Source organism: Aquimarina macrocephali JAMB N27, assembly GCF_000520995.1.
Lineage (GTDB): Bacteria > Bacteroidota > Bacteroidia > Flavobacteriales > Flavobacteriaceae > Aquimarina > Aquimarina macrocephali.
The window spans coordinates 112635-139097 of the sequence record NZ_JACA01000003.1 but is presented as its reverse complement, the minus strand read 5'-3'; the positions used below and the strand labels follow the sequence as shown (position 1 = coordinate 139097).

Genomic DNA, 26463 nt, shown 5'->3' with positions numbered 1-26463 from the left:
TAAATAGAGTTTTATAAAAATTTATAACGGGTTTTCAAATATAAAAAAGAGTTCGTTACCCATACGTGGTTCTATAGAATTATAACAGTTTTCTAATGTTTTTATAGTAAAACACTCAGAAAACAAGAGCTCATATTCTTTTTTACTCCCTCCAAAAGGAGGCCCCTTATGCTCAAAATATTTATTAAATAAAACTCCGACCAGTTTTCCTTTTGGAGAAAGAAGGTTTGAGATTTTATGCGTATAATCTCTTCGCTGTTCTGGTGATAAAGCACAGAAGAAAGTTTGTTCGATAATTAAATCAAATGTCCCTTTATACTTAAAAAAGTCAGCACAAATTAATTTTTCAGAAGGAAACTCAGGTAATCGTCGTTTAAAACTTTGTAATACATCTTCTACAAGATCTAATATATAGATGTTTTTAAATCCCAGATTAAATAAGTATTCTGCTTCATAGGCATTTCCACAACCCGGAATAAGAATTTTAAGATCACGATCTTTCAACTGATCAAAATAATTGGTTATGGGAGGAGAAGCAAAACCAATATCCCACTCCGTTTGTCTATTTTGATAGCGATATTTCCAATATTCTTTATCTGGGATCATTCTTCACTATCATTTATTTCATCATCATTTACTTCATCATCAGAATACCAATCATCGATATCTCTTCGATCTTTTTTGGTAGGCCTGCCGGTACCTTTTTTTCGATAATAATCTTTAGAATATTTTAAAAGATCTAATTTTTGCAACGCTTCCTTTGGAGTAGTGTCTTTACGATAGATATCGACGAGTTTAGCTCCAATTCGATTGTCTGGTGTATCGAGTACCACAAGTTCATAATTAATTTGATTTTTACGAACAGTTATTTTATCCATAGGATAGATATCTCTGGAAGGTTTGATGATATTTCCGTTAACACGAATTTTACCATCTTTGCATGCTTTTGTAGCAATACTTCGTGTCTTAAAGTATCGAATACACCATAAATATTTGTCAACTCGCATAAAAAATAATTAAAATGCGTTTTTATATTAAATAATTGTGAAACAAAAGTACAAGAAAATCGTATCTTGCGCCTTCAAAAAAGTAAATACATGAATGTAATAAAATATAGCTGTGCCATTGTGCTAGCTTTGGTGGTTTTATATGCTTGTAAAAAAGATGATGATGATGGTGGTGCAACTGCCGTTCCTCCAAGAGATAGAGGAGAACAACAAATAACCGATGATGCAGCACTTCAGGACTATTTAAGAACACATTTTTATACTTTAGAGGATGTGTTTGTAAATAATGATGCTATTGCAGAATACCAACTTGCAAAGTTAGATACAATAGCTGATGCCAATATAGGGGAGCAATCAATTTTGGATTCACCTCTTTTAGCAACTAAAAAGATTACAAGGAACGATGTTGAATACACATTGTACGTTCTAAACTTAAATCAAGGAGAAGATGTGCATCAACCTACTTTTGCAGATTCTACTCTGGTAACATATCAGGGGGAATTGCTGTATAAGCCAAGTAGCACTAATAGAGTGTTTGATAGTGCAGTGAATCCAGTGTGGTTTGATTTGGTGTCTGTTGTAGAAGGTTTTAGAGAATCATTAGTTGATTTTAAAGGAGCTTCTAGTTTTGTGCAAAACAGTGATGGTTCGGTTACGTATAGTGGTTATGGAAACTTGGTTGTATTTATGCCTTCTGGCTTAGCTTATTTTAATGAAGCTCGTCCAAGTATCCCTTCATATTCTCCATTAATTTTTAACATTCAATTGTATAAAGTTAATCAGGCTGATCATGATAGAGATGGTTTGCCGTCTTATTTAGAGGATATAGATGGAGATCGTTTGGTATTGGATATAGATGATGATACAGATAAAGATTCTGCTCCAGATTATGTAGATAATGATGATGATAGAGATGGTACACTAACCAAAGATGAAATAACGGTTAATGATGCTAATAATGATGGATTTATTACTCCGGATGAAATTACATTTTATGATGATGATGGCGATGGTATAAAGAATCATCTGGATGCTGATGATAGAGATTTAAAAAATGAATAAAAAAAACTCCGATTGAAAAATCGGAGTTTTTTTTAAACAAATATAGATCTATAAGTCAAGAGAAAGACCTATAATAAGCTGATTCGGTCTAGAATCTACTCTTATGCTTTTATCTATTGATTCTGCAGTATTTTTACTAAGCCCACGTTCATAACGTATATCTGCATTAAATCTGCCAAATTGCACACCAGCACCAAATTGTAATCCAACAGTAAACTCGTTTTTAACATCACCAAGCCTTACATCTTCTAAGTCTGTTTCAACAATATACTGTAATGCTGGGCCTCCAAAGACATGTATTGGTCCCAAAACAGAAATTCCTAAAAGAATGGGTAAGTCTAACTTCTTAATCGTGTAATCGAGCTCTGCATTTACAAGTTTGTATGTGCTGTTGTTCACGGTGTATTGTAATTCTGGTTTGAGATAAATATTATCGGTTAATTTTCCTCTTAAGAATACTCCCAAGTGATACCCGACCCTATCATCTGCTGTTGTTCTTGTGACATCAGTAATTTCGATTTTACCATTATCCCCATAATTAAGCCCTCCTTTTACTCCAAAAGTTACTCTTTTTTCCTGTGCAAGTATGGCGCAAGAAGTAAATAACATAAAAAAGATAAATACATTTTTCATTGTAAAATAATTTTTGCTTCAATCAGTATTATGTAATAGAATTTTGTTATTAGGGTTCAAAATGCAATAAAACCTGATGCTTTCTTAGTTTGCATAGTGTTAGATGTATTTACACTAAAAAAACATGGTATAGCATTATCAGGGTTTGAAGTCGCTTCAAACTGTAATAGATGATCTATTGCGTAATCCAGATTTAAAGATTAATAAATAATTTGAGTGATTTTGGTATAAAGGCTAGTCTATAGAGAACGAATGTCTTCTTGTTTTATTTTTTATAAAAACAAAAAACCTTCTGAAATAAATCAGAAGGTTTTCTTAATAGTATTTAAAAAGTATTATTTTCTTTTTACGACTTTTAACACAGCTTTGTTTATAGCTTCTGCATTTAAGCCATATTTTTCCATTAGCTGATCTGGTGTTCCACTTTCTCCAAAAGTGTCATTTGTTGCAATAAACTCTTGTGGTACAGGATTGTGAAGTGCTAAAACTCTTGAAACGCTTTCTCCTAAACCTCCTAAGAAGTTATGCTCTTCTGCAGTAACAATACATCCTGTTTTCTTTACCGAATTTAGAATTGCTGCATCATCAAGTGGTTTTATCGTATGTATATTAATGACTTCTGCACTGATTCCTTGTTCATGTAATGATTCTGCTGCTTGTAAAGCTTCCCATACCAAATGGCCTGTAGCAACTATAGTTACATCTGTACCTTCTTGTAGTAGAACTGCTTTTCCGATTTCGAATTTTTGATCTTCTGGAGTGAAATTAGCAACTTTTGGTCTTCCAAACCTTAAATAAACCGGGCCTTCGTAATCCGCTATTGCTAGGGTAGCAGCTTTAGTTTGGTTATAATCACATGTATTGATTACTGTCATTCCTGGTAGCATTTTCATAAGGCCAATATCTTCCAGGATTTGGTGTGTTGCTCCATCTTCTCCTAGTGTTAAACCAGCATGCGAAGCACAAATCTTTACATTTTTATCACTATATGCTATAGATTGACGAATTTGATCATAAACACGTCCTGTAGAGAAATTTGCAAACGTTCCTGTAAAAGGGATTTTACCACCTATAGTTAACCCTGCTGCAATTCCCATCATATTTGCTTCAGCAATACCAATCTGAAAAAAACGTTCGGGATGATTAGCGATAAAAGCATCCATTTTTAACGAACCGATCAAATCGGCACATAATGCCACTACATTTTCATTAGTTTTACCTAATTCTTCTAAACCGGCTCCAAAACCAGAACGAGTATCTTTTTTTCCTGTATCTATATATTTTTTCATTCTGTTATTTTATAACTAAAGTTAATATCTAAAGTTTTGGGATTACTATCTGTTTTTACTGCCTTGATTAAAGTCTTATTTTTACTGGCAAGATATAATATAACCCCATTTATTTTTGGTATTTTAATATCTTCTGATGCATTAGAACCCGACATCATAGTGTAAATTGAATTCATAAGGATAGAATTGTTAAATTTCATATCTTCTGAATAGACAATTTTGATTTTTTCTTCTGGCTCATTATCAGGATACAATTGGTGAATATTGTAATCTGTATTTTCAATTTGAATGTTATCTTCGGTTTTTTCAAGAATAAATTGTGTAATACCATCAAATGGAGATTTATCTCTTGTAGAAGGAATAAAATCATTAACATTCATTTTCATAAAAAACTCATTTTTATCAAAAGTCATTAGAAAATAGACAAACTGTTGTTTGATATCAAAAACAACATGCATTTCAGAATTTTTAATATCTGCATCTCGTCTTTTAAATACAGACCTTTGGAAATTTTTAACCAGAGCATCAGAGTCAGTATATAAATAATCACCGTTTTTGCTAAACCCTATAGTGATAGTATCTTTCTTTTTTTTAGTTTCAATTTCATAATCAACAAAATAATCGATTACTATTTTTTGACTAAAAGAAGAGGCAGATGTTAATAAACACAATACAAAGGATGCTAGTTTAGCTATTTTCATTTTATGATTTTTAATAATCTCCTAGGGTTTCAGGATTTTGTGCTAATCCAATTTCTAGCTGTTCATCATTAGGAGCTTTACCATGCCATGCATGTGTATGCATCATAAAATCAACTCCATTACCCATTACAGTATGCATTAATATACAAACAGGTTTTCCTTTACCTGTTCTGCTTTTTGCTTCTTTAAGCCCTTCAGTAACGGCAGAAATATTGTTACCTTCTTTAATTTCCATAACATCCCAACCAAAAGCTTCAAATTTTGCTTTTAGGTCTCCTAGCGGAAGAACATCGTCTGTAGAACCATCTATTTGTTTACCGTTATAATCAATGGTAGCGATAAGATTATCTACTTTTTTTCCAGAAGCATACATAGCTGCTTCCCAAATTTGTCCTTCTTGAAGCTCTCCATCACCATGCAGGCTGTATACGAGGTGAGAATCATTATTTAATTTTTTTGCTTGTGCAGCACCTAAAGCTACAGACATCCCTTGCCCTAATGATCCAGAAGCAATACGAATACCAGGAAGCCCTTCATGAGTTGTTGGATGTCCTTGTAATCTACTGTTAATTAGCCTAAACGTGTTTAGCTCTTCTACAGGGAAATATCCACTTCGTGCTAATACACTATAATAGACTGGTGAAATATGACCATTGGATAAGAAAAAGATATCTTCATCGATACCATTCATATCAAAATCATCTTTTCGATCTAAAACTTCTTGAAACAGGGCAACAAAAAATTCTGTACAGCCCAAAGACCCTCCTGGGTGACCAGAATTAACTTTGTGTACTTGTCGTAAAATATCTCTACGTACTTGTGTTGCAAAATCCTCTAATTGTTTTGTTTTTGGCATTATATTGCTAATTTCTTGATAATAAAGCCCCAAAAGTACAGGTTTTGTATGCGGTGACAAAATGTATAGACTGCTTTTAATTAAGAAACTAATGTTAATAACAAAAAGTTTTAGAAAACCTAAGTTGATCAATGTGATTTTAGTTAGTTATCTTTGCGCTCCATCAAACAGGAATTATGCAATTTGACCTTTTGTCCAAAGACTCTCTAAGTAAAGCGAGAGCAGGTAAAATAAGTACAGATCACGGTGTTATAGAAACACCAATTTTTATGCCGGTAGGAACAGTTGCTACCGTAAAAGGAGTACATCAAAGAGAATTAAAAAACGATATTAATCCCGATATTATTTTAGGAAATACATATCATTTATATCTACGACCTCAAACTCCTATTTTAGAAAAAGCAGGAGGATTACATAAGTTTATGAACTGGGATCGAAATATCCTTACCGATAGTGGAGGTTATCAGGTATATTCTTTATCTGCTAATCGAAAAATAAAAGAAGAAGGAGTGAAGTTTAAGTCCCATATTGATGGTTCATTTCATGTGTTTACTCCAGAAAATGTAATGGAAATTCAGCGTACTATTGGGGCAGATATCATCATGGCATTTGATGAGTGTACCCCTTATCCTTGTGATTATCAATATGCAAAAAGAAGTATGCATATGACACACAGATGGTTAGATCGTTGTATGCAACATTTAGAAAAAATTCCGGTTAAGTATGGGTATGATCAGGCTTTTTTTCCAATAGTACAGGGAAGTACGTATAAAGATCTTAGAAAACAATCGGCAGAATATATAGCGAATGCTGGGGCCGTTGGTAATGCAATTGGAGGGTTGTCTGTAGGAGAACCGGCAGAAGAAATGTATGCGATGACAGAAGTAGTAACGGATATTTTGCCAGAAGATAAACCAAGGTATTTAATGGGAGTAGGAACACCTATTAATATTTTAGAAAATATTGCTCTTGGTGTAGATATGTTTGATTGTGTAATGCCCACACGTAATGCACGTAATGGGATGTTATTTACAGCACATGGAACTATTAACATAAAAAATAAAAAATGGGAAGATGATTTTTCTGCAATAGATGACATGGCTATCACTTTTGTAGACACAGAGTATTCTAAGGCATATTTAAAACATCTTTTTTCAGTAAATGAATTATTAGGAAAACAAATAGCAACAATACATAATTTAGGTTTCTACTTATGGTTGGTTCGCGAAGCTAGAAAACATATCTTAGCCGGTGATTTTAATTCCTGGAAGAATATGATGGTTAAACAAATGGATAAAAGATTATAGATTGAAAATACTGGACTGGTACATACTTAAAAGATATCTGGGAACATTTTTTACAATGATTCTGCTTTTTATCCCTATTGGAATAATAGTAGATCTTTCAGAAAAAATAGATAATATGCTGGAGCATCAGGTTCCTCTTGATGCTGTAATAGAGTATTATCTTGACTTTACCGTTTATTTTGCCAATTTGCTATTTCCTCTCTTCGTATTCTTATCCGTAATTTGGTTTACTTCTAAACTCGCTAACAAAACAGAAATTATAGCTTTTTTAAGCTCAGGAGTTTCATTCTGGAGGTTTCTTAGACCCTATATGATAGGTGCGATTATTATTTGTTTTGGAGCATTAGCTATGGGATTGTTTTTGGCTCCAAAAGCTAGTCAGGGATTTAATGAATTTAAATATTCTTACCTTAAAAAAGGTAAAAAAGTACAGGAAACTAAAAACGTATATCGACAACTTAATGATAGTATGTTTTTATATGCCAATAACTTTAAACCTTTAGATAAATCGGCTACTAATTTTACATTAGAATATTTTGATGGTAATAGATTAAAGATAAAGATTTCGGCAAGAAGAATCGTGTTTAGAGATAGTATCTATGAATTGAGAGGTTATGTAAAACGAACTGTATTAGAAAATAAAGATATTATTGAAAAGGCTAAAACAAAGGATACTGTCTTGCCTTTTAATATAGATGAATTTACCCCAGTTACGTATGTGGCAGAGACTCTTAATTATGCAGAGTTAAGTAAGTTTATCGAAAAAGAAAGTAAAAGAGGGTCGTCTGATATTAATAGATATAAAGTTGTAGCTTATAAAAGATGGAGTATACCAGTGTCTGCATTTATTCTTACCATTATTGGTGTAGCTGTTTCTTCTATGAAAAGAAGAGGAGGAATGGGAGTTAACTTGGCTGTTGGTATTTCATTAGCATTTGTTTTTATCTTTTTTGATAAAGTTTTAGGTACATTGGCCAACCAATCTGATTTTCCACCAATAGTTGCTGTATGGTTTCCTAATATATCCTTTGGAATCTTAGCTATTTATCTTTTATACAATGCCAAACGCTAAACTTTTTAATTACCTGCATTTACATTTTATAGTGTTTATATGGGGATTCACTGCTATTCTTGGAGAATTGATATCTATCGAAGCATTACCGCTGGTTTGGTATAGAATGCTTCTGGCTTCGGTATTTATTTATGTTTACATTTATTTCAAAAAATTACCATTAGCGGTTTCAAGAAAATTATTTTTTACACTTTTTTTGGCTGGAATTGTTATAGCGTTACACTGGATTACTTTTTTTGCAGCAATCAAAGTTTCTAATGTATCTATAACACTGTCCATGATGTCTACTGGAGCTTTTTTTACTTCGATTTTGGAGCCCATTTTTTATAAAAGAAAGGTAATATGGTATGAGATTCTTTTCGGGCTTTTAGTGATTACAGGACTGTATATTATTTTTAAAGTTGAAGGGGATTACTTTATAGGCATTATTTATGCATTGTGTTCTGCTTTCTTATCGTCGGTTTTTTCCTTAATAAATGGTAAAGTAGCACAACAATATAATCCATCTGTAATCTCATTTTATGAATTATTAAGTGGTGTAGGGATTGTAACTGTATATTTGTTAGGGGCAACAATATTTGGCACAACCGAAGGATTTACAGTTTCGTTTTTTCAATTAACAACTTCGGATTGGATGTATATGTTATTATTGGCGTCGGTTTGTACTGCTTATGCTTTTATAGGTTCTGTACAGGTAATGAAATATTTGACTCCATATACAGTAATGTTAACGACCAACCTAGAACCTGTATATGGAATACTATTAGCTTTTCTGATTTTTGGAGAGGCAGAAAAGATGAACCCCCAGTTCTACTATGGTGCAGCGATTATTCTTAGCACAGTTGTTTTAAACGGAATATTCAAAAATGCTAAAAAAAGAAAAAGAGAAGGAACTTTGCGTAACATTACGAAGTAAAGTTTTTATATTTGTCGGCTAACCCTAGTTAATATAAAATATATTCTTGATATGGAATATTTAGAATTTGAACTCCCCATTAAGGAACTCGAAGAACAATTTGAGAAGGCTTGTGCTATCGGTGAAGAAAGCGAAGTCGATGTTACCGATACGTGTAAGCAAATTGAAAAAAAGCTAAAAGAAACTAAAAAAGAAATATATAAAAACCTTACGCCATGGCAACGAGTTCAGCTGTCAAGGCACCCTTCTAGACCATATACTTTAGATTATGTAGATGCAATTTGTGGTGAATCCTTTTTAGAACTGCATGGCGATCGAAATGTAAAGGATGATAAGGCCATGATTGGTGGTTTAGGAAAAATAGGAGACCAAAGTTTTATGTTTGTTGGTCAACAAAAAGGATACAATACCAAGACCAGACAATACCGTAATTTCGGAATGGCAAACCCAGAAGGATATCGTAAAGCACTTCGTTTAATGAAAAGTGCAGAAAAATTTGATATTCCGGTAGTTACTTTTATTGATACTCCTGGAGCTTACCCTGGATTAGAAGCAGAAGAACGTGGCCAAGGAGAAGCAATTGCTCGTAATATACTCGAAATGACTCGCCTTAAAGTACCGGTTATTGTTGTGATTATAGGAGAAGGAGCTAGTGGAGGAGCATTAGGAATAGGAGTAGGAGATAAAGTATTGATGCTCGAAAACGCATGGTACTCTGTGATATCTCCAGAAAATTGCTCTTCTATATTATGGAGAAGCTGGGATCAGAAAGAACAAGCAGCAGAAGCATTAAAACTTACAGCAAAAGATAGCGTTAATCTTAAGGTGGTTGATGAAATCGTTAAAGAACCACTTGGAGGAGCACATAGTGATCGAGAAACTACCTTTAAAACAGTACGGGATAAAATATTAGCATCTTTTGAAGAATTAAAAAACTTATCACCAGAAGAATTGGTTGAAAAGCGAATGGAAAAGTATGCTAATATGGGAGTCTTTAAAGACTAACCCCTAAAGGGAATCACTTACTACCTGAATCTGAAGTTGTAAGCTTCAGATTTTTTTATGCTTATTAACAATAAAATTAAGTTATTAACAGTTCATTTGTTGAAGACTGGTGGACATTCGTATCTTTGTATTTAGGTACATCTTTTTACAATTTTTTTACATTCGTAGTCATGGAAAAAGTAAAGCAAACTAAGCAAATAAATTACGATCGGGGGAACGTAATTTCGCTTGAAAAAGGAAAAATACCTCCTCAAGCGGTTGATTTAGAGGAAGTTGTGCTTGGAGCAATGATGATTGATAAGAAAGGGGTCGACGAAATTATTGACATACTTAATCCCGATGTTTTTTATAGAGAAGCACATCAATACATTTTTGAAGCAATATTTAAACTATTCGAAAACTCTGAGCCAATAGACTTATTAACGGTTTCTAGCCAGCTAAAGAAGGATTCGAGATTAGAATTGGCCGGAGGAGATTATTATTTGGTACAATTAACCCAAAAAGTGGCATCTTCTGCGCATATAGAGTTTCATGCCAGAATAATTCTTCAGAAATATATACAGCGAAGTTTGATTAAAATTTCGAATGAAATTATTGAAGAATCCTACGATGAGACTACAGACGTTTTTGACCTTCTCGATATGGCAGAATCCAGATTGTATGAGGTAACACAAGGAAATATAAAACGATCTACAGAGACTGCACAAAATCTGGTTATACAGGCAAAGAAAAAAATACAGGAAATTTCAAACAAAGAAGGATTAAGTGGAATCCCGTCTGGCTTCGATAAGGTAGACAAATTAACTTCGGGTTGGCAGCCAAGTGATTTAATCATTGTGGCTGCCCGTCCGGGTATGGGAAAAACAGCTTTAACCCTTTCTATGGCCAGAAATATGGCTGTAGGGCAAAATATTCCTGTAGCATTCTTTTCATTAGAGATGTCTTCAGTACAGCTGATTACACGTTTGATATCTTCTGAAACCGGCCTCTCTTCAGAGAAGTTGCGTACTGGTAAGTTAGAAAAACACGAATGGGAACAGCTTAATGTAAAAGTAAAAGACCTGGAAAAAGCACCGTTGTTTATTGATGATACTCCATCTCTTTCAATTTTTGACCTTAGAGCAAAAGCCCGCCGTCTCTCATCTCAGCATGGTATAAAAATGATTGTCATTGATTATTTGCAGTTGATGACAGCAGGAGGTACAGGGAAAAATGGAAATAGGGAACAGGAAATTTCTACTATTTCTCGTAACCTGAAAGCTCTGGCAAAAGAATTAAGTGTACCAGTAATTGCATTATCACAGCTGTCAAGGGCCGTAGAAACCCGTGGTGGAAGTAAAAGACCACTACTTAGTGACCTTCGTGAATCTGGAGCGATAGAACAGGATGCAGATATTGTATCTTTTATTTATAGACCAGAATATTATAAAATTGATGAATGGGATGATGAAGAAAGATCACCAACTCAAGGGCAAGGAGAATTCATTGTAGCAAAGCACCGTAATGGTGGTTTAGACAATATTAGGTTAAAATTTGTTGGTCACTTGGGTAAATTTGATAACTTAGATGATTTTAGTACTCCTTTCGAATTTCATTCTAAAATGAATGATGGTAGTGAAGATGAACCACTTAGTACAAGTCATCTTCCTAGTGCAGATGAAGCCTTTGGGAGTAGCATAAATGACTCTAGCGATGATGACGACGAAGTACCTTTCTAAAATAATGCAGATATTTAAATCTTTCACACTACAACAAAGATGGCTTCGCCCTGGTGTAGTTATATTGGTTTTTCTATTTACATTTCAATCTTATGCATCTTATGTGCTAATTCCGATGGATGCAGATGGCCAACAAAATCACCTAAAAGCCTATGGGATTACATATTGGACATTAAGTAAAGATCTTAAAGTAAAATGGTTGCTAAACTATAGAGGAGGATCTTTTTTACTGCCAGATACAGAATATATTAGAAAAGAATGTACCATTAGAGGGGTTTCGTATGAAGTACTTAGTGATGCTGAAACTAACGAAATTTTAGAAGAAATAAGTAGTCCTTCACAGAATATGGAGGCCGTAGTTTTAGAAAAGGCGCCAAAAATAGCAGTGTATTCTCCCAAAGGAAATCAACCTTGGGATGATGCGGTTACTATGGTATTGACATTTGCAGAAATTCCCTACAAAACAATTTATGATAAAGAGGTTCTAGAAGATAACCTGATCTTATATGACTGGTTACATTTGCATCACGAAGATTTTACAGGACAATATGGTAAGTTTTATGCGACATATAGAGCTGCTCCATGGTATATTAGAGAAAAAGCCGCTGCAGAAAAACTAGCTACCGAACTTGGATATTCAAAAGTTTCGCAAGAGAAACTAGGAGTTGCTTTAAAAATTCGAGACTATGTTGTTGGTGGTGGATTTATGTTTGCCATGTGTAGTGCTACAGATAGTTTTGAGATTGCCTTAGCTGCAGAAGGGGTTGATGTTTGTGAGCCCATGTTTGATGGAGATCCTAGTGAACCGGGATACCAATCTAAGATAGATTATAGTAAGACTTTTGCGTTTAAGAACTTTACACTAGAGCGTAGCCCAAATGTATATGAGTTTTCTTCAATAGATATGACTAGAAAACGCCGTATCCCCAAAACAACAGATTATTTTACGCTGATGGATTTCTCTGCAAAATGGGACCCTATCCCAACTATGCTTTGCCAGAATCATACGTCTTTGGTCAAAGGATTTATGGGGCAAACTACAGCATATAATCCTAATGAGATTAAATCCAATGTATTAGTACTGGGTGAAAATAAAACCAATTCAGAAGCTCGCTATATACATGGTATTAAGGGAAAAGGATTCTTTACTTTTTACGGAGGGCACGATCCCGAAGATTATACACATAGAGTTGGCGATCCAAAGACAGAATTAGAACTGCATCCTAATTCACCGGGATATCGTTTAATTCTAAACAATGTGCTCTTTCCTGCTGCAAAAAAGAAAAAGCAGAAAACCTAATAGCAATATTACATTCCTAATCACGGTTTACAGTGATGAATTTACGTATCATTTTTTATAATTTTGTTTTTGATTCATGACACAATGAAGCATATTATAGCAAAATGATAAAAAAAGTATTAATGATATTAGGCGCGATTTTTCTACTACTAACTACACTGGGTATATATGGAGTCTATCGTTTTTTAAATCCATTCGGGAAATTGATAAATGAGGAGAAATCTGATTCTTACTTTTATACACGGGGTGGTGATGAAATTATATACAGCCCTATGGGAAATTGGTTTTCTTTAGGGAAGCATGAAATGGATGTTGATTTTACTACTTTTCAAGTTTTAGGAAGAGATTATGCAAAAGATAAAGAATATGCATATTTTAAATCAAAAATAATTGATTTTGGAGTAGATGTGCCTTCTTTTGATGTAAAAGCTGGTTATGTTCCTATAGATAAAAATCATGTATATGTCCTTGTAGATAATTATTATCATATTAGTGATACTGGCGATGGTTTTAAAATATTAGAAGATGCAGATCCTGAAACATATGAACAACTGAATTATGATTTTGCAAAGGATAAGAATTTTATCTTTAGAAATAATGAAAAAATGCAAGGAGTTGATTATGAGTCTTTTGATGTCGTGAATAGTCAGTTTTGTAAAGATAAAAATGGAGTGTATTATTATTGGTATCAACAACCATTATATAGAACAGAAGTAAATGTATCTCAGGTTGTTGATTTAGCTTATTTTTGTATTCGTGATGATGAATATGTATATATTCATACCGATAACATTGATCTTGATATTAAGGATAGAATAGTTCGCATTCCTTTTAAAAATGCTGATCAAATACAGTTTTACAATGATAATTCTATTGTTAAAATAGATGATAATATTTATTATAAAGGGAAAATTCTTGAAAAAGCCAATGCGTCAACTCTTGAAGAAATAGGATATGGCTATGTGAAAGATGATAGCCTTGTTTTTTTTCATGGACAAATTGTTGACGGTGCAGATGCAAAGACTTTTAGGTATAATGATAAGAATTATACTTTTTCAGATAAAAACCATGTTTATGAATCTGGAGAAATTTTAAAAAAATCAAAAAGCTGGTGATACAGTATTGTAAGGTAATTTAAGTAATACGACTACATTGTCTAGAATTAACTTATTTACAAATCTTAATCATGAAAAATCTTATCCTAGTATCACTTTTGATTACAACTATTATCTCCTGTAAACAAGAAGTAAAACCAGAAAAAGAAACCAAAGTTCAGGAAGAACAAAAAGAAGAGGTTATACCAGATCGATCTGGAGATTTTCCCGAAGATATTGCTGCTGTTTTTAAAGCTCATGGGGGTATCAATGCGTTTGATCAAATGAATAGCATGATTTTTGAGATAGCTAAGCCTGAAGGAAACGAAAAGCACACTATCGATCTTAAAACCCGTTATGCACGTGTAGAAACAGATAAATTCGTTTTAGGATTTGATGGTAAAGAAGCTTGGTTAGAGCAGGATTCTACTTATTTCAAGGGAAATCCTCGTTTCTATCATAATTTGATGTTCTATTTTTATGCAATGCCTTTTGTGTTGGGTGATGATGGAATTTCATATCAAAAAGTAGATGACCTTAAGGTGGGTGATATTTCGTATGCAGGCTATAAAATATCTTATGGAGATGGTATTGGAGATTCACCCAAAGACAATTATTTTCTTTATTTTGATAAACCATCTGGGAAAATGAAATTTCTAGGCTATACAGTTACATTTTTCAGTAAAGAATCTAGCGAAAAAATAAGCCTCATAGAATATGCAAATTGGAATGATGTAAATGGAATATTGCTTCCTACATCCCTTAAATGGAGAGCTTATAAAGATGGTGTAGTAGGAGAGGTTAAAAGTGAAATGAATTTTGTAAATGCTAAAATAGATAAGAAAAAAGTTTCTAGTTCATTATTTAAAAAACCTAGTATAGAAAAAAGTAAAACCTTGTAAATGATGTATGTTGTAATGACAGAAAACTTAATTGAAAACAAGGTTTAACAATCAAAATAAAATTAAGGAAGTATGACATTACATTTCAAGTTTATTAATATAGCTTTTGTTTTAATTTTTTGTACTAATAATTTTGCTCAGGAACAGGAAATTCCGAATACTGTCAAATTACCTGATACTTCGTCTTGGGAGTCTGTGAGGAAATATATTAAAATGGAAACCCGTTTTATCAACAGATGGCCCAAAGCCGAACATTATTTTAAAAGAGGTAGATATAAAGCAGTAATTCACGATTGGAAATCAGCATTATCAGATTTAGATAAATCAATTGAGATTAGCCCTAATACAATGATTTCATATTATGTTAGGGGAGCTGTAAAGGAAAGATTAGACGATTTAGAAGGAGCGAGAGATGATTTTTCAAAAGTTATAGAGCTAAAACCAGATTATGAAATGGCTTGGTTAGATAGGGCTCAAATTTATACAAAACTTAAAAATTTTGATGCAGCAAAAGAAGATCTGAATATAGCTCTGAAATTACGACCTAATTGGAGTCTCGCTTTCTTTCGATTAGGTAATTTATATAGTGATAAAAAAGACTACGATGAGGCAATAATATATTACGAAAAATGTATAGAGATCAACAAAGATTCATATATGGCATATAACAATCTGGGGGATATACATTATAAGAAAAAAAACTATGATAAAGCAATTTCTTATACCTCTGAAGCAATAGCAATTTTCCCTGAGTACATAAAAGCTTTAAAAACAAGAGTGGGTGCAAAATTGGCTAAAGGAGATACGGACTTCTGTCAAGATATTAAAAAGTTGGTAAAACTAGGAGATATAGAATCTATAGCAATTATTGATGAATATTGCCCAAACTGATTTATAAAGTATTATTTCTTCTGTAGTTATACTTTTGGCTACATTGAGTATAGATAGTTTATTAGAGAAGTAAAATCTTTTTAACTAAAAAGATTTTACTTCTCTAATAAGAGTATTTAGGACTATTATTTAGTGTATTTCTCACTGTATCGTTTCCATAACTTAGTCTGATGGCTTTCTAAGCTAATATCACGTCCTTGGATAAAAGCTTTCTCTAATTGATTTGTACGCATATCAAGGGCATCACCTATACTAATAAATAGAGTTGCATCTTTACCAACTTCAAGAGTTCCGGTAATATTATCAATACCCAGAATTTTGGCACTGTTACCAGTAATGAGTTGTAAAGCCTTTTCTTTATCTAATCCATGTGCAGCAACAGTTCCTGCCTGAAACGGTAAATTACGTGCATTAGCACGCTCCATTTGCCCGCTATTCTGTAATGCAACTAGCACTCCAGCATCCATCAATAATTTTGCGTTTTTATATGGTAAATCATAATCTTCATCTTCTTGTCTGGGAGTAGAGTGTGTTCTTGTAGTTAGAACTGGAACATTGTTTTGTTTTAGCTGTGCTGCAACTTTATAAGCTTCATAGGCGCCTACTAAAACTATTTTCTTGATATTATTTTCTTTAGAAAAACTAAGCACATCCAAAATTTCTTTTTCTGTATTTACATGTACAAACAAAGTTTTTGATCCATCAAAAACACCTTTCATTGCATGGTGAGGAAGATTTCCTGTTGTCTTAGTTGATTTAACGGAAGCCTTGGATTGATGTATAAAATCTACCAATTCTGTTATTTGTTCTGCATATTTTTTATTGGGTTTATATCCTGGATCTTCACCAAGCCACCAACGACCCCTTGTAAAGGAACTTGGCCAATTGATATGGATACCATCATCTACTTTTATAGTTGCATCTTCCCAATTCCATGCATCTAATTGCACAATCGATGATGTTCCCGAAATTCTACCACCACGAGGGGTAACCTGTGCCATTAAAACACCATTAGGACGCATACTTTCGACAATTTTACTCTCTGCATTGTAGGCAATAATGCTTCGAATATGTGGGTTGTAATTTCCAATTTCACTATCGTCATCTGTAGCGCGAACAGCACCTATTTCTACTAATCCTAAGGTAGAATTTGGAGCTATAAAACCAGGATAGATATGTTTTCCAGAAGCGTCAATTACGGTTCCTCTTGCAGAGGCACTTCCATTAGTACCTATTGCTGTTATCTTTCCATTTTCAAAAATGATAATACTATTTTCAATAACTTCTCCATTACCGATATGTGCTGTAGCACCAGTGATCGTTATTGCTTCACTCTGAACTTTTGCTGGGGTTTGCTGCGCTGTTACTTTTCCAAAGGAAATAATACACAGTGCTATTATGAATACTATTTTTTTCATATTCTTTATGATTTTAGACTTCGACAAGCTTAGTCTGATCTATATTTTGTTTAATTAATAGTTTCTAAAGTTTCGCACTCGAAATGTTGCTTTTCCTTCTTCTTGGCAGGCTGTGTTTTAAGACCGCTGTTTTTTGCCTTTAAAAGCATAGTAGAAAGCTTATTTCTTTCTGCTGCAATAGATTTTCTCATAGCCTTATCTTTTTCAAGATCAAAATACACGGCTCCTTCGATTATAGTTTTTTCTGCTTTAGCATATATAGATAGTGGATGATCTGTCCATAATACTAAATCTGCATCTTTACCTATTTTAATACTCCCTACTTTGTCATCGATATGTAATAGTTTGGCAGGGTTAAGAGTTACAAATTTCAACGCATCTTCTTCACTTACACCACCGTATTTTACGGATTTTGCAGCTTCCTGATTAAGACGACGAGACATTTCTCCATCATCACTATTAATTGCAGTAACTACACCTTGTTTATGCATAATAGCTGCATTATAAGGAATGGCGTCATTAACCTCGTATTTGTATGCCCACCAGTCAGAGAAGGTAGATCCTCCAACACCATGAGCTACCATTTTATCTGCTAGCTTATATCCCTCGAGGATATGGGTAAAGGTGTTAATTTTAAAATTAAATTTTTCGGCAACCTTCATTAACATATTGATCTCACTTTGCACATAAGAATGGCAGCTAATATAACGTTGACCGTTTATAATTTCTGCTAAGGTTTCCATTTCGGTATCCTTGCGATACGGTTTACCACTTGTTTTAAGTTTATGATATTCTTTTGCACGAGAGAAGTAATCTATATATAATTGTTCAACTCCCATTCTTGATTGTGGAAAACGGCTAAAACTTTGCCAGTTACTTTGTTTTACATTCTCGCCTAATGCGAATTTGATAAACTTAGGTGAATTGGGATAAATAAGGTTATTAGCGCTCTGTCCCCATTTTAATTTTATGATTGCAGAACGTCCTCCTATTGGATTTGCAGAACCATGAAGAATCTGAATAGAGGTTACACCACCGGCCAGATTTCTATAAATATCAATATCATCGGGAGATACAACATCTTCGATAGTTACTTCGGCAGAAGAATTATGTCCAGCTTCATTAATGGCAGCCGCTGCGATATGAGAATGCTCGTCAACAATACCAGAGGTAAGATGTTTTCCGGTAGCATCAATTATTTTGGCGTTACTATCATTAAGGTTTTTACCAATAGCAGAGATTTTACCATTTTTGACTAATACATCGGTCTCTGTTAAAACTCCATCGGTTTCATTGGTCCAAACTGTTGCGTTTTTAAATAGTAACGACTCTGATTTTGGTACTTGAGAATTTCCATATGCTATATTAGGATATACAACAGGAAGAACTTCGGGTTTTTCTTTTTTATCGGTTGATTTTTTACCCTTTTTTTCAGAAGCTTTTTCTGGTTTCTTTTTAACAGAAAAAGAAGTTTGTGCTCCATTAGGAAGAATAGCTTTACCACTCCAAAAATTAGGAGTGCCGGCAATACTGGATACAATCCTAGTGTATTTAGCCTTAGTAGTGTCTGTATCGGTAAAAGTAATAGTTACCCAATCATTCTTATAGTTTATTTTGGATCCTAATTTTGTGTCGCCAAGTTTTATTTCGGCTTTAGGTTTTGTGGGCTTTCCCGAAATTGACATATCATACGTTTTTCCGGCAACGGTTAGCTCATAGTTACCATTAATATCGGTAACATTCATATCATTCACTATATTTTTACGACCCTGCACCCAGTTCTCATAAATAATATTGTCTTTTGAAAATAATTCACTTTTGGTGATTAGAAAGTTGGCATAGCTTCCTTTTTTAATACTTCCTAAAAGATTACTTTTTCCTAAAATCTGTGCAGGTATGGTTGTTAGAGCTGCAATGGCAATTTTTTTATCCAAGCCATACTCAATTGCTTTTGCAATTCTGCCTTTTAGATCGGCTATCTTTTTTAATTTATGTGTAGTCAAAGAAAAGGTAATTCCATTTTTTGATAATACAGAAGGGTTTGTTGGGGCCTGGTTCCAATGTCTCATATCTCCTAGGCTTACCAGGTTAGCCATAAAAGGATCTGAAACATCATAGGCTTCAGGAAAATCCAGAGGAATTATATATTTGGCATTGGTAGCTTTTACCTTGTCGATCCTGGCATATTCATCTCCACCACCAACAAGTATGTATTGCATTTTAAATTGATCACCAACCTTATCAGCTCTAAAACCATTTATTCTGCTTCCCGCTTCAAAAATTTGAGGAAGATTTTTGTTCCTGTTTAAAGCTTCCAGAGATAGATCTTTGTTAGTGGCATTACCACCTGCATACCAATCGGCATCGTGGTATACTTGTCTTAGAAGTGCCATAGCTCCCATTAAGGATGTAGGGTATATCTGTTTACTTTTATTACTCTTAGAAAAAGATAAGAACTGTGATGAGCGATCACTTAATAATCGATCACCTTCTGTACCTTCATTATTTAGAGCTACCAATAACCCAGTTCCTCTTACAATACCGTCGGGCATATGAGTATTAAGTACTCCAAATCCTTCTTTTACATATTCTGTTGCTTTTTTTGCATCATATTTAAAGGAGGTTAAGGCATTAGTTTCAGGACGAATGTGATCGTTCCAGTAATAGCCTTCTCGGGATGCTTGATATTGTGGGTTACCACTAAAAGGACTTCCTCCTTTTCGTTTAGGTTTTTCGATACCAAAATTGGTGAACGGATCAATAAAAGAAGCGTAAATATGTTTTCCTTTAAGGTCAATTATCACACTATTGGCAGGAGCGGAAATAGAATTTCCTACCTGTACAATTTTACCTTTTTGGATAACTAGAGTTCCATTTTTGATCTCAGTATCTGGCGTTGTGTGAATCGTTGCGTTTTTAAATACGGTATAATTAGAATTTGTAGTATTAACCCCATCATTTTTGGGGAAATAATCCTGAGAGTAAGAATTTAAAATTCCGCATATCACCGTAAGCGATAATAGAAGTTTTTTCATAAGTGTAGTGTAAAGTAAAATTGAATTGGTTTTAAAGATAATGGTTGAAATAAAAAGAGGTTGTTAATTAAGATTGTTTTAACATCACTTGTACTAGTATATTTATGAATTTTTAGAAATTTACCAAAATATTAACAACAAAATTTATAATAATGAAAAACTTTTTTATTCTTTTTTTATTGATGAGTAGTACTGTAATGATTGGGCAGGAAACCTTTGGAGGAGGAGCCTCAGATCCTGGGGGTAAGACAGCGATAGGGCCTTTTAGCTCAACAATTATAGTAAGACAAAAAGCTCGAAACGCTTCTATTAAAGGGCATCAGTATTTTGAAGAGAATAATGTAATGGCAACAATATATGTGAATAAAAAACAAGTACGTCAATGTTTAGTTAGATACAATGCTTTTAATGGAGAACTAGAATATGTAGATGATAATAAAAGATTTAATATGCTAAAAGTAGATAACTTAGAAGTTGCTCTTAAAAAGTATAGTTATAAATTATTTAATTATGAAGGAGATAGACAATTTTTTGTTGTGTATAATAAAGGACCATTCTCTCTGGGGGTGAAAGCATTGAAGAAAATAAAACAAGGGAAAGAAGCGGTAACCAGTTATGATGCTAGTACTCCTTCAAAGTATATTGAGAATAATAAATACTTTATAATTAACAATAAAAAAGGAGAGGTTCAAAAAGTAAAACTTAAGAAAAAGGACATTCTTAAAGTTTTGGATAAAAAAGATGGACTTGAAAAGTTTGCCTCTTCAAAAAAACTAAGTTTTAAGAAGGAAAAAGACCTGATTAAGATTATTAACTATTATAATACTTTATAACTTTATAATTGACTTATCTATTTAATTTTATCTGAATTTAGAATTGACATGTAATATATCAGATTGTTAAATGGTATTTTAGCAAAGGGTGATATTATGTATAAAAGTTGTTTCTTTACTTCGGGAAAATTTAAATTAAAGAAAATGAAAAAATTGTTTGTAGTGCTTTTATTATTGCAAAATTGTCTGGTTATCGGACAAACTAAAATTGGTTCGGTTGCTGGAGCTGAAGAAACAGCAAATATGAGTGCTTATGGGACTCGAGTAGTTGTTAAGAAGCCTCTAAAGAATACTGTTCTTGGGCATCAGTACTATGAAAATGAAAATAAGCTTGCTTCAGTATACGTAAACGGAAAAAAAATGCGTAGAGCCTATGTTAGATATAATACTATAAATGATGAAATTGAAGTTACAGAAATATTCAATGTTTTGAAAAGAGAGAATATCCGAGTTGTTTTGGACGAAGGATATGTTTATAAGATGTTAGATTATGAAGGAACAAAGCAGTTCTTTGTCTTTTTAAAAGAAGGGAAGAATTCTTTGGTTATGAAGGTAGAAAAGAAGGTAAAGCAAGGTCAAAATGCAATTGATGCTTATGAAAAGACAACGAATGATAAATATATAGAAAAACGTAGTTATTTCATATTGAAGGCTGGAGGTGATTTACTTAAAATCAAATTAAAACAGAAAGATATATTGAAAGTTTTGGAAGATAAAAAGAACGAAATCGAAAAGTACGTTTCCTCAAAAGGGCTTAATTATAAAAAAGAAAATGATCTAATTAGAATTGTGGGTTATTATAATACCCTATAGTTACTCTATAATCTGGTCTTATAATAATTAACTAATAACGCTACGACATAACTATAGGTATCCATACCATCAGGTTGGTTATTAGCTTTTAAATAACTATCATAAGTACTTTTAAAAATGGGTTCCAGGGGATTTTCATAAGATTCCCAGAACTCATTTACTTCAATATAATTTCTTCTAATACCTGGTCTTAACTTTTCGATAAGACAAATTGCTTTTTCTTCATTACGAAGATAAAGATCGTTTAAGCAAAATTTTAAGGCAAAGGTAGCTCCGCTATAGTTAAAATATACATCATCATAATTCATAGTGGTCAATGCAGCTATAAAATTAGCTTCATTTTCTTTGGCAAATCCTAATTGATGTGCTTCTTCATGACAACTAGTGGTAGGTGTCTTGTAATTAAGTATTAATCCATTTACTTGCGCTTCATTGGTAATAGGATTTAAATACCCACTAAACCCCATGTAAGTTAGAGGAAGACTTAATATAGACGTTTTAATACTTTTAGGGTGATATTGTAATACAGGAAATATTTGATGTAACTGATCGTAAGCAGGAATTGTTTTTTGAAATATTTCTTCTTTAGAATATGGTATGCGTATAGGTAGAGAATCATTAGGTTCTAGTTGTAGATGTAAAGAATTGGCTTGAATTATTAATTTTTCTGAAACGGTAACCAGTTCTTCTTCAGTATATTTGTCATCTAATTGTAATATCTCATGTAAGGGCAATCTATAGTAATTCATTCCCCAAAGGATATGAAAACACGCATACACAATTGATAAAGTAGCGCCAATATCCAATACTATTTCTTTCCATAACAAATGCTTCTTAAATACCTTTTTAAATAAAAAACGTATTAGCATAATAATTAAAACACAGTATAAAATGTCTCCAAAAGAAAATGGAAGCCATCCAAATACATATCGTAAAGCCTTGGAGATATAAACAAACAAGCCATTACTATATAACTGTTCTATAACCTCAGGAAAAAAAGAAAGGATCTGAATAAGAATGATTTGAATAGGAAGTAATATTGTAAGATAAAGTTTTGTCTTAGATTGCATGGGATAAAGATATTTACAATTCTCAATTTAGAATGAAGAATTAAGAATTTTTTTAGGATCTATTCGTTTGACTTTAGAAACTTTATGACTTTGATAGCTCTAAGCTTTGATACTTGATTTAAAATTTAGAATTTTGCTAAATATCTATAATATAACGCTGACAATATTTAAACATCAATTATGAATTCAGAAATAAGAAGCCTTGAACCCAAAGTGATATGGAATAAATTTGCAGATCTTAATGCGGTTCCAAGACCTTCAAAAAAAGAAGAACGTGTCATTGCGTTTATGAAAGATTTTGGAGAATCATTAGGATTAACTACCGAGATAGACAAGGTTGGTAATGTTCTAATTAGAAAACCGGCTACTTCGGGAATGGAGGATCGCAAAGTGGTAGTGATGCAATCTCACCTGGATATGGTGCATCAAAAAAATTCAGATACCGATTTTGATTTTGATACTCAAGGTATAGAAATGTATATCGATGAAGATTGGGTAAGAGCCAAAGGAACAACTCTTGGTGCCGATAATGGATTAGGAGTAGCTACTATTATGGCAATTCTCGAATCTACAGATATTGCACATCCTGCTATCGAGGCATTATTTACCATTGATGAAGAAACAGGAATGACAGGAGCGATGGGATTAGAAGGAGGATGGTTACATGGAGATATATTATTAAACCTGGATACCGAGGAAGATGATGAAATAGGAGTTGGTTGTGCTGGCGGAATTGATGTTACAGCAAAAAGAAATTACAAAGAAGAACCAATTACAGATGGTAAAGTAGGGTATACTATTGCTATTACAGGACTTAGTGGAGGGCATTCTGGTATGGATATTCATAAAGGATTAGGGAATGCTAATAAAATAATGAATAGACTGTTATTTGATGGTTTTGAGAATTTTGGCTTACAGATTAGTGAAGTAAAAGGAGGAAGCTTGCGTAATGCAATCCCAAGAGAGAGCTTCGCTATAATTGTAGTAGATGCAGTACAGGCAAAAGCTTTTGAATTCGAAATAGGAGAGTTATCTAAAACAATCCAGAATGAACTTTCTATCGCAGACCCTGATCTTACTATAGAAATTAATACTACAGATCTACCAGCACAGGTAATGGAGTTAGGTGTTCAGGAAGGAGTAATAAAGGCATTGTATGCTGCACATAATGGAGTGTATACTATGAGCGCTTCAATCTCTGACTTGGTAGAAACCTCTAATAACATTGCTAAAATAACGATAGGAAAAGGAGATATCACTATCGAATGTCTAACCCGAAGTAGTGTAGAATCTTCTAAGTTGGATCTTGCAAACAAGTTGAGAGCTACTTTTGAATTAATAGGATGTGAAGTAACTACTAGTGGGGATTACCCCGGTTGGGCTCCTAATATGAATTCTCCAATTTTGAAAGTAATGGATGAATTGTATCAAAACCTTAATGGTGAAAAAGCACACGTAGCTGCCTGTCATGCAGGACTAGAATGTGGTATCCTGGGGCAGAATTATCCAGATATGGATATGATATCGTTTGGACCAACAATTTTGGGAGCACATTCACCAGATGAAAGAACAAGCATCTCATCAGTACAAAAATACTGGAAATTCGTAAAAGAAATCTTAAAAGAAACTCCAAAGAAACAGTAATTGTCTTTTTGACTATAACTGTTAATCAAAGTATTGATAGCATATAGGTCTATCTTACTTATACAAGGGCACGACGTCTGGTATAAGTAAGATAGACCTATTGGTTTATAGAAGTATGTATTAAGATCATTTTATAATAACTTTAATTCATTGTTGTAGAATTTTCTTACCATATTCACTTGAATTAATTACTTTTAAACTATAGTAGAAAACGCCTCTTGTCTTTTTTAAATTAAATAATTACCACAGAATTATTATGAATCATCTTAAAATAGTAAAGACAAAAAATATAGTAACAACTCTAATCATAATGAGTGTATTGGGGTGTAGTAACTCACAGACGAATGAAAAAGCATCTTCGATTCTTGTAGATACAACAAAAACAATAGCTACAGATAGTTCATATACTAATAAGAGAGTAGATCTTTCTGATGATAAGGAAAATGATATTGATAAAAAAGAAACAGAAATAAGTATTAAAAATAAGTCTGACTATTCAGATAAATTTATTGATGGACTCAAAAAATTAAGAGAGAAGAAGATCACACTTTCTGATAATCTGTTGATTTTAAATGATACAGATACTATTTATTTCCCCGAAACTCCAGAAATAGGTCGTCGAATAACATTAACGGGTAAAAAAGGTAATCTTGCAGTTGCCGTTATAATTAAAAGACTTAACTATACTACAATCGATTATAAAATTGAGATGACAGAATTTGATAAATCAAATCATACTCAAAATGGAAAAGCAGATATAGCTTCAAGCTTCTATTTTGGAGATGAATCTGATACAAGTGATAAAACGGGTATTTCTTATTTTTCAACAGAATTTACAGATCTAAGAGAAAATGATTGTTATACTTATATTCGGCTGGGGTATGAAAAAGAAACGGGCCCTTATTTACTTGGGAAAATAATAAAGAATTGCAATGAAAAACTACCGGATGTTGATCTTGACAATTTTCCAACATTAATAGAAAAATAGGATAGATAAAAATGAATCCAGAAAAAATAGTACAAGACCAATTAGATGCATATAATGATAGAAATTTACCTGATTTTTTATCTTTTTATACTGCTGATATCAAAATTTATAATTTTCTTGAGTCAGAACCATTTATCGATAACATTTCAAAACTAAAAGAAGTTTATCAAGATGTCTTTGAGAATTCTCCAAAACTTAGAGCGACTATTACAAATAGAATAGTATTTGGGAACAAAGTAATTGATAGAGAACAAGTAACTGGTAGAAAAGGAGTTGGTTTTAATGAAGTAGTAGTGATCTATGAAATTGAAAACGATTTAATATCAAAAGTTCATTTTATTAGAAAACGATGAGAAAAACAAAAGCTGCTCAATAGAAGAGAGGAGAAAATAAAATGCATAGTTAAAATATTTTGTCATATGAAAAATATAGATGTACCAATTGTAGTAGAAGAAACTTATATGACAACACCAAAAAATGTTTGGAAAGCCATAACAGAGTTAGACCAAATGAAAAAATGGTTTTTTGAACAAATTGAATCGTTTGAAGCAAAAGAAGGATTTGAAACACAATTTGTTGTCGAGGTCGAAAATCGAAAATTTACACACCTCTGGAAGATAACAGAAGTAATACCATATCAGAAAATAAAATATGGTTGGAGATATAAAGAATATAGTGGAGATTCATTCGTAACATTCGAATTGTTTAAAAATGAGAACCATGTAAAACTTAGGTTGATAACCGAAATAATACACAGTTTTCCATCGGACATTCCAGAATTTGCACGAGAGAGCTGTATAGGAGGCTGGGAATACTTTATTAAAAGTAGTTTAAAAGAATATTTGATGTCGAAAAAATAAGTGCAGAATGAAAATTACCTTCATAAATTGCCATATCATTGCTTGGGTT

25 protein-coding genes are annotated in these 26463 nt (G+C 32.9%); 16 read left to right on the top strand and 9 right to left on the bottom strand.

Features of this window, described 5'->3' with window-relative positions:
* Positions 1–21: 21 nt before the first annotated feature.
* On the bottom strand, positions 22–606 hold the full coding sequence (locus tag Z054_RS0103610) for a methyltransferase domain-containing protein (protein ID WP_024768731.1): 585 nt from the start codon (positions 604–606) through the stop codon (positions 22–24).
* Positions 603–1007 (bottom strand): RNA-binding S4 domain-containing protein, encoded by a 405-nt coding sequence (locus tag Z054_RS0103605; protein WP_024768730.1) that lies wholly within the window; start codon positions 1005–1007, stop codon positions 603–605. Before Z054_RS0103605 ends, Z054_RS0103610 begins: the two co-directional genes overlap by 4 nt.
* A gap of 90 nt (positions 1008–1097) precedes the next feature.
* Here Z054_RS0103605 and Z054_RS0103600 point away from each other — a divergent pair, with 90 nt between their 5' ends.
* On the top strand, positions 1098–2069 hold the full coding sequence (locus Z054_RS0103600) for an FKBP-type peptidyl-prolyl cis-trans isomerase (RefSeq protein ID WP_024768729.1): 972 nt from the start codon (positions 1098–1100) through the stop codon (positions 2067–2069).
* A gap of 48 nt (positions 2070–2117) precedes the next feature.
* On the opposite strand, the gene Z054_RS0103595 is transcribed toward Z054_RS0103600, so the two are convergent.
* The 4 genes from Z054_RS0103595 to Z054_RS0103580 all read right to left on the bottom strand — a co-directional run bounded on the left by Z054_RS0103595 (position 2118) and on the right by Z054_RS0103580 (position 5548).
* Entirely contained in the window at positions 2118–2702 is a 585-nt protein-coding gene (locus Z054_RS0103595) for a porin family protein (protein WP_024768728.1), read from the bottom strand.
* Between the two features lie 335 nt (positions 2703–3037).
* Complete coding sequence (locus Z054_RS0103590) at positions 3038–3991, bottom strand: transketolase family protein (RefSeq protein WP_024768727.1); 954 nt, start codon at positions 3989–3991, stop codon at positions 3038–3040.
* The gene (locus tag Z054_RS0103585; protein ID WP_024768726.1) at positions 3988–4692 is read right to left on the bottom strand and encodes a hypothetical protein; all 705 of its coding nucleotides are present in this window, start codon (positions 4690–4692) and stop codon (positions 3988–3990) included. Before Z054_RS0103585 ends, Z054_RS0103590 begins: the two co-directional genes overlap by 4 nt.
* Before the next feature lie 10 nt (positions 4693–4702).
* Positions 4703–5548, bottom strand: coding sequence for a transketolase (locus tag Z054_RS0103580; RefSeq protein WP_024768725.1), 846 nt, complete (start codon positions 5546–5548; stop codon positions 4703–4705).
* A gap of 176 nt (positions 5549–5724) precedes the next feature.
* On the opposite strand from Z054_RS0103580, the gene tgt reads away from it, so the two are divergent.
* The 9 genes from tgt to Z054_RS0103535 all read left to right on the top strand — a co-directional run bounded on the left by tgt (position 5725) and on the right by Z054_RS0103535 (position 15753).
* A complete protein-coding gene (gene tgt, locus Z054_RS0103575; RefSeq protein WP_024768724.1) occupies positions 5725–6855 on the top strand; it encodes a tRNA guanosine(34) transglycosylase Tgt in 1131 nt (376 codons plus the stop codon).
* Between the two features lies 1 nt (position 6856).
* Positions 6857–7927, top strand: a complete 1071-nt coding sequence (locus tag Z054_RS0103570; protein WP_024768723.1) for an LptF/LptG family permease — start codon at positions 6857–6859, stop codon at positions 7925–7927.
* Entirely contained in the window at positions 7914–8843 is a 930-nt protein-coding gene (locus Z054_RS0103565; RefSeq protein WP_024768722.1) for a DMT family transporter, read from the top strand. The genes Z054_RS0103570 and Z054_RS0103565 overlap by 14 nt, the downstream gene beginning before the upstream one ends.
* Before the next feature lie 51 nt (positions 8844–8894).
* Positions 8895–9848 (top strand): acetyl-CoA carboxylase carboxyltransferase subunit alpha, encoded by a 954-nt coding sequence (locus Z054_RS0103560; protein ID WP_024768721.1) that lies wholly within the window; start codon positions 8895–8897, stop codon positions 9846–9848.
* Between the two features lie 170 nt (positions 9849–10018).
* The gene (gene dnaB, locus Z054_RS0103555) at positions 10019–11566 is read left to right on the top strand and encodes a replicative DNA helicase (protein WP_024768720.1); all 1548 of its coding nucleotides are present in this window, start codon (positions 10019–10021) and stop codon (positions 11564–11566) included.
* 4 nt (positions 11567–11570) lie between these two features.
* A complete protein-coding gene (locus Z054_RS0103550; RefSeq protein WP_051473672.1) occupies positions 11571–12866 on the top strand; it encodes a hypothetical protein in 1296 nt (431 codons plus the stop codon).
* Between the two features lie 122 nt (positions 12867–12988).
* Positions 12989–13981 carry a DKNYY domain-containing protein gene (locus Z054_RS0103545; protein ID WP_161635238.1) on the top strand — a complete coding sequence of 331 codons (993 nt, stop codon included), beginning with the start codon at positions 12989–12991 and terminating at the stop codon, positions 13979–13981.
* A 71-nt stretch (positions 13982–14052) separates the two neighbouring features.
* Complete coding sequence (locus Z054_RS0103540) at positions 14053–14862, top strand: DUF6503 family protein (RefSeq protein WP_024768717.1); 810 nt, start codon at positions 14053–14055, stop codon at positions 14860–14862.
* Positions 14863–14934: 72 nt separating this feature from the next.
* Complete coding sequence (locus tag Z054_RS0103535) at positions 14935–15753, top strand: tetratricopeptide repeat protein (protein WP_024768716.1); 819 nt, start codon at positions 14935–14937, stop codon at positions 15751–15753.
* 125 nt (positions 15754–15878) lie between these two features.
* On the opposite strand, the gene Z054_RS0103530 is transcribed toward Z054_RS0103535, so the two are convergent.
* Positions 15879–17171: an amidohydrolase family protein gene (locus Z054_RS0103530; protein ID WP_024768715.1), complete on the bottom strand. Its 1293-nt coding sequence runs from the start codon at positions 17169–17171 to the stop codon at positions 15879–15881.
* A 50-nt stretch (positions 17172–17221) separates the two neighbouring features.
* Entirely contained in the window at positions 17222–20206 is a 2985-nt protein-coding gene (locus tag Z054_RS0103525; RefSeq protein ID WP_024768714.1) for an amidohydrolase family protein, read from the bottom strand.
* Positions 20207–20358: 152 nt separating this feature from the next.
* Between Z054_RS0103525 and Z054_RS0103520 the strand changes: the two genes are divergently transcribed.
* Positions 20359–21039, top strand: a complete 681-nt coding sequence (locus Z054_RS0103520) for a hypothetical protein (protein WP_024768713.1) — start codon at positions 20359–20361, stop codon at positions 21037–21039.
* Positions 21040–21183: 144 nt separating this feature from the next.
* Complete coding sequence (locus Z054_RS0103515; RefSeq protein ID WP_152538454.1) at positions 21184–21852, top strand: hypothetical protein; 669 nt, start codon at positions 21184–21186, stop codon at positions 21850–21852.
* A 5-nt stretch (positions 21853–21857) separates the two neighbouring features.
* On the opposite strand, the gene Z054_RS0103510 is transcribed toward Z054_RS0103515, so the two are convergent.
* The gene (locus Z054_RS0103510; RefSeq protein WP_024768711.1) at positions 21858–22922 is read right to left on the bottom strand and encodes a DUF3810 domain-containing protein; all 1065 of its coding nucleotides are present in this window, start codon (positions 22920–22922) and stop codon (positions 21858–21860) included.
* 180 nt (positions 22923–23102) lie between these two features.
* Between Z054_RS0103510 and Z054_RS0103505 the strand changes: the two genes are divergently transcribed.
* The 4 genes from Z054_RS0103505 to Z054_RS0103490 all read left to right on the top strand — a co-directional run bounded on the left by Z054_RS0103505 (position 23103) and on the right by Z054_RS0103490 (position 26414).
* A complete protein-coding gene (locus Z054_RS0103505; RefSeq protein ID WP_024768710.1) occupies positions 23103–24566 on the top strand; it encodes an aminoacyl-histidine dipeptidase in 1464 nt (487 codons plus the stop codon).
* 256 nt (positions 24567–24822) lie between these two features.
* Positions 24823–25554 (top strand): hypothetical protein, encoded by a 732-nt coding sequence (locus tag Z054_RS0103500; protein WP_024768709.1) that lies wholly within the window; start codon positions 24823–24825, stop codon positions 25552–25554.
* 11 nt (positions 25555–25565) lie between these two features.
* Positions 25566–25907 (top strand): nuclear transport factor 2 family protein, encoded by a 342-nt coding sequence (locus Z054_RS0103495; RefSeq protein WP_024768708.1) that lies wholly within the window; start codon positions 25566–25568, stop codon positions 25905–25907.
* A 66-nt stretch (positions 25908–25973) separates the two neighbouring features.
* Positions 25974–26414 (top strand): SRPBCC family protein, encoded by a 441-nt coding sequence (locus Z054_RS0103490; protein ID WP_024768707.1) that lies wholly within the window; start codon positions 25974–25976, stop codon positions 26412–26414.
* Positions 26415–26463 lie beyond the last annotated feature (49 nt).

Coding starts and splice junctions, on each gene's coding strand:
- Z054_RS0103610 (WP_024768731.1), bottom strand. CDS start 606: ATGATCCCAGATAAAGAATATTGGAAATATCGCTATCAAAATAGACAA.
- Z054_RS0103605 (WP_024768730.1), bottom strand. CDS start 1,007: ATGCGAGTTGACAAATATTTATGGTGTATTCGATACTTTAAGACACGA.
- Z054_RS0103600 (WP_024768729.1), top strand. CDS start 1,098: ATGAATGTAATAAAATATAGCTGTGCCATTGTGCTAGCTTTGGTGGTT.
- Z054_RS0103595 (WP_024768728.1), bottom strand. CDS start 2,702: ATGAAAAATGTATTTATCTTTTTTATGTTATTTACTTCTTGCGCCATA.
- Z054_RS0103590 (WP_024768727.1), bottom strand. CDS start 3,991: ATGAAAAAATATATAGATACAGGAAAAAAAGATACTCGTTCTGGTTTT.
- Z054_RS0103585 (WP_024768726.1), bottom strand. CDS start 4,692: ATGAAAATAGCTAAACTAGCATCCTTTGTATTGTGTTTATTAACATCT.
- Z054_RS0103580 (WP_024768725.1), bottom strand. CDS start 5,548: ATGCCAAAAACAAAACAATTAGAGGATTTTGCAACACAAGTACGTAGA.
- tgt (WP_024768724.1), top strand. CDS start 5,725: ATGCAATTTGACCTTTTGTCCAAAGACTCTCTAAGTAAAGCGAGAGCA.
- Z054_RS0103565 (WP_024768722.1), top strand. CDS start 7,914: ATGCCAAACGCTAAACTTTTTAATTACCTGCATTTACATTTTATAGTG.
- Z054_RS0103560 (WP_024768721.1), top strand. CDS start 8,895: ATGGAATATTTAGAATTTGAACTCCCCATTAAGGAACTCGAAGAACAA.
- dnaB (WP_024768720.1), top strand. CDS start 10,019: ATGGAAAAAGTAAAGCAAACTAAGCAAATAAATTACGATCGGGGGAAC.
- Z054_RS0103550 (WP_051473672.1), top strand. CDS start 11,571: ATGCAGATATTTAAATCTTTCACACTACAACAAAGATGGCTTCGCCCT.
- Z054_RS0103545 (WP_161635238.1), top strand. CDS start 12,989: ATGATATTAGGCGCGATTTTTCTACTACTAACTACACTGGGTATATAT.
- Z054_RS0103540 (WP_024768717.1), top strand. CDS start 14,053: ATGAAAAATCTTATCCTAGTATCACTTTTGATTACAACTATTATCTCC.
- Z054_RS0103535 (WP_024768716.1), top strand. CDS start 14,935: ATGACATTACATTTCAAGTTTATTAATATAGCTTTTGTTTTAATTTTT.
- Z054_RS0103530 (WP_024768715.1), bottom strand. CDS start 17,171: ATGAAAAAAATAGTATTCATAATAGCACTGTGTATTATTTCCTTTGGA.
- Z054_RS0103525 (WP_024768714.1), bottom strand. CDS start 20,206: ATGAAAAAACTTCTATTATCGCTTACGGTGATATGCGGAATTTTAAAT.
- Z054_RS0103520 (WP_024768713.1), top strand. CDS start 20,359: ATGAAAAACTTTTTTATTCTTTTTTTATTGATGAGTAGTACTGTAATG.
- Z054_RS0103515 (WP_152538454.1), top strand. CDS start 21,184: ATGAAAAAATTGTTTGTAGTGCTTTTATTATTGCAAAATTGTCTGGTT.
- Z054_RS0103510 (WP_024768711.1), bottom strand. CDS start 22,922: ATGCAATCTAAGACAAAACTTTATCTTACAATATTACTTCCTATTCAA.
- Z054_RS0103505 (WP_024768710.1), top strand. CDS start 23,103: ATGAATTCAGAAATAAGAAGCCTTGAACCCAAAGTGATATGGAATAAA.
- Z054_RS0103500 (WP_024768709.1), top strand. CDS start 24,823: ATGAATCATCTTAAAATAGTAAAGACAAAAAATATAGTAACAACTCTA.
- Z054_RS0103495 (WP_024768708.1), top strand. CDS start 25,566: ATGAATCCAGAAAAAATAGTACAAGACCAATTAGATGCATATAATGAT.
- Z054_RS0103490 (WP_024768707.1), top strand. CDS start 25,974: ATGAAAAATATAGATGTACCAATTGTAGTAGAAGAAACTTATATGACA.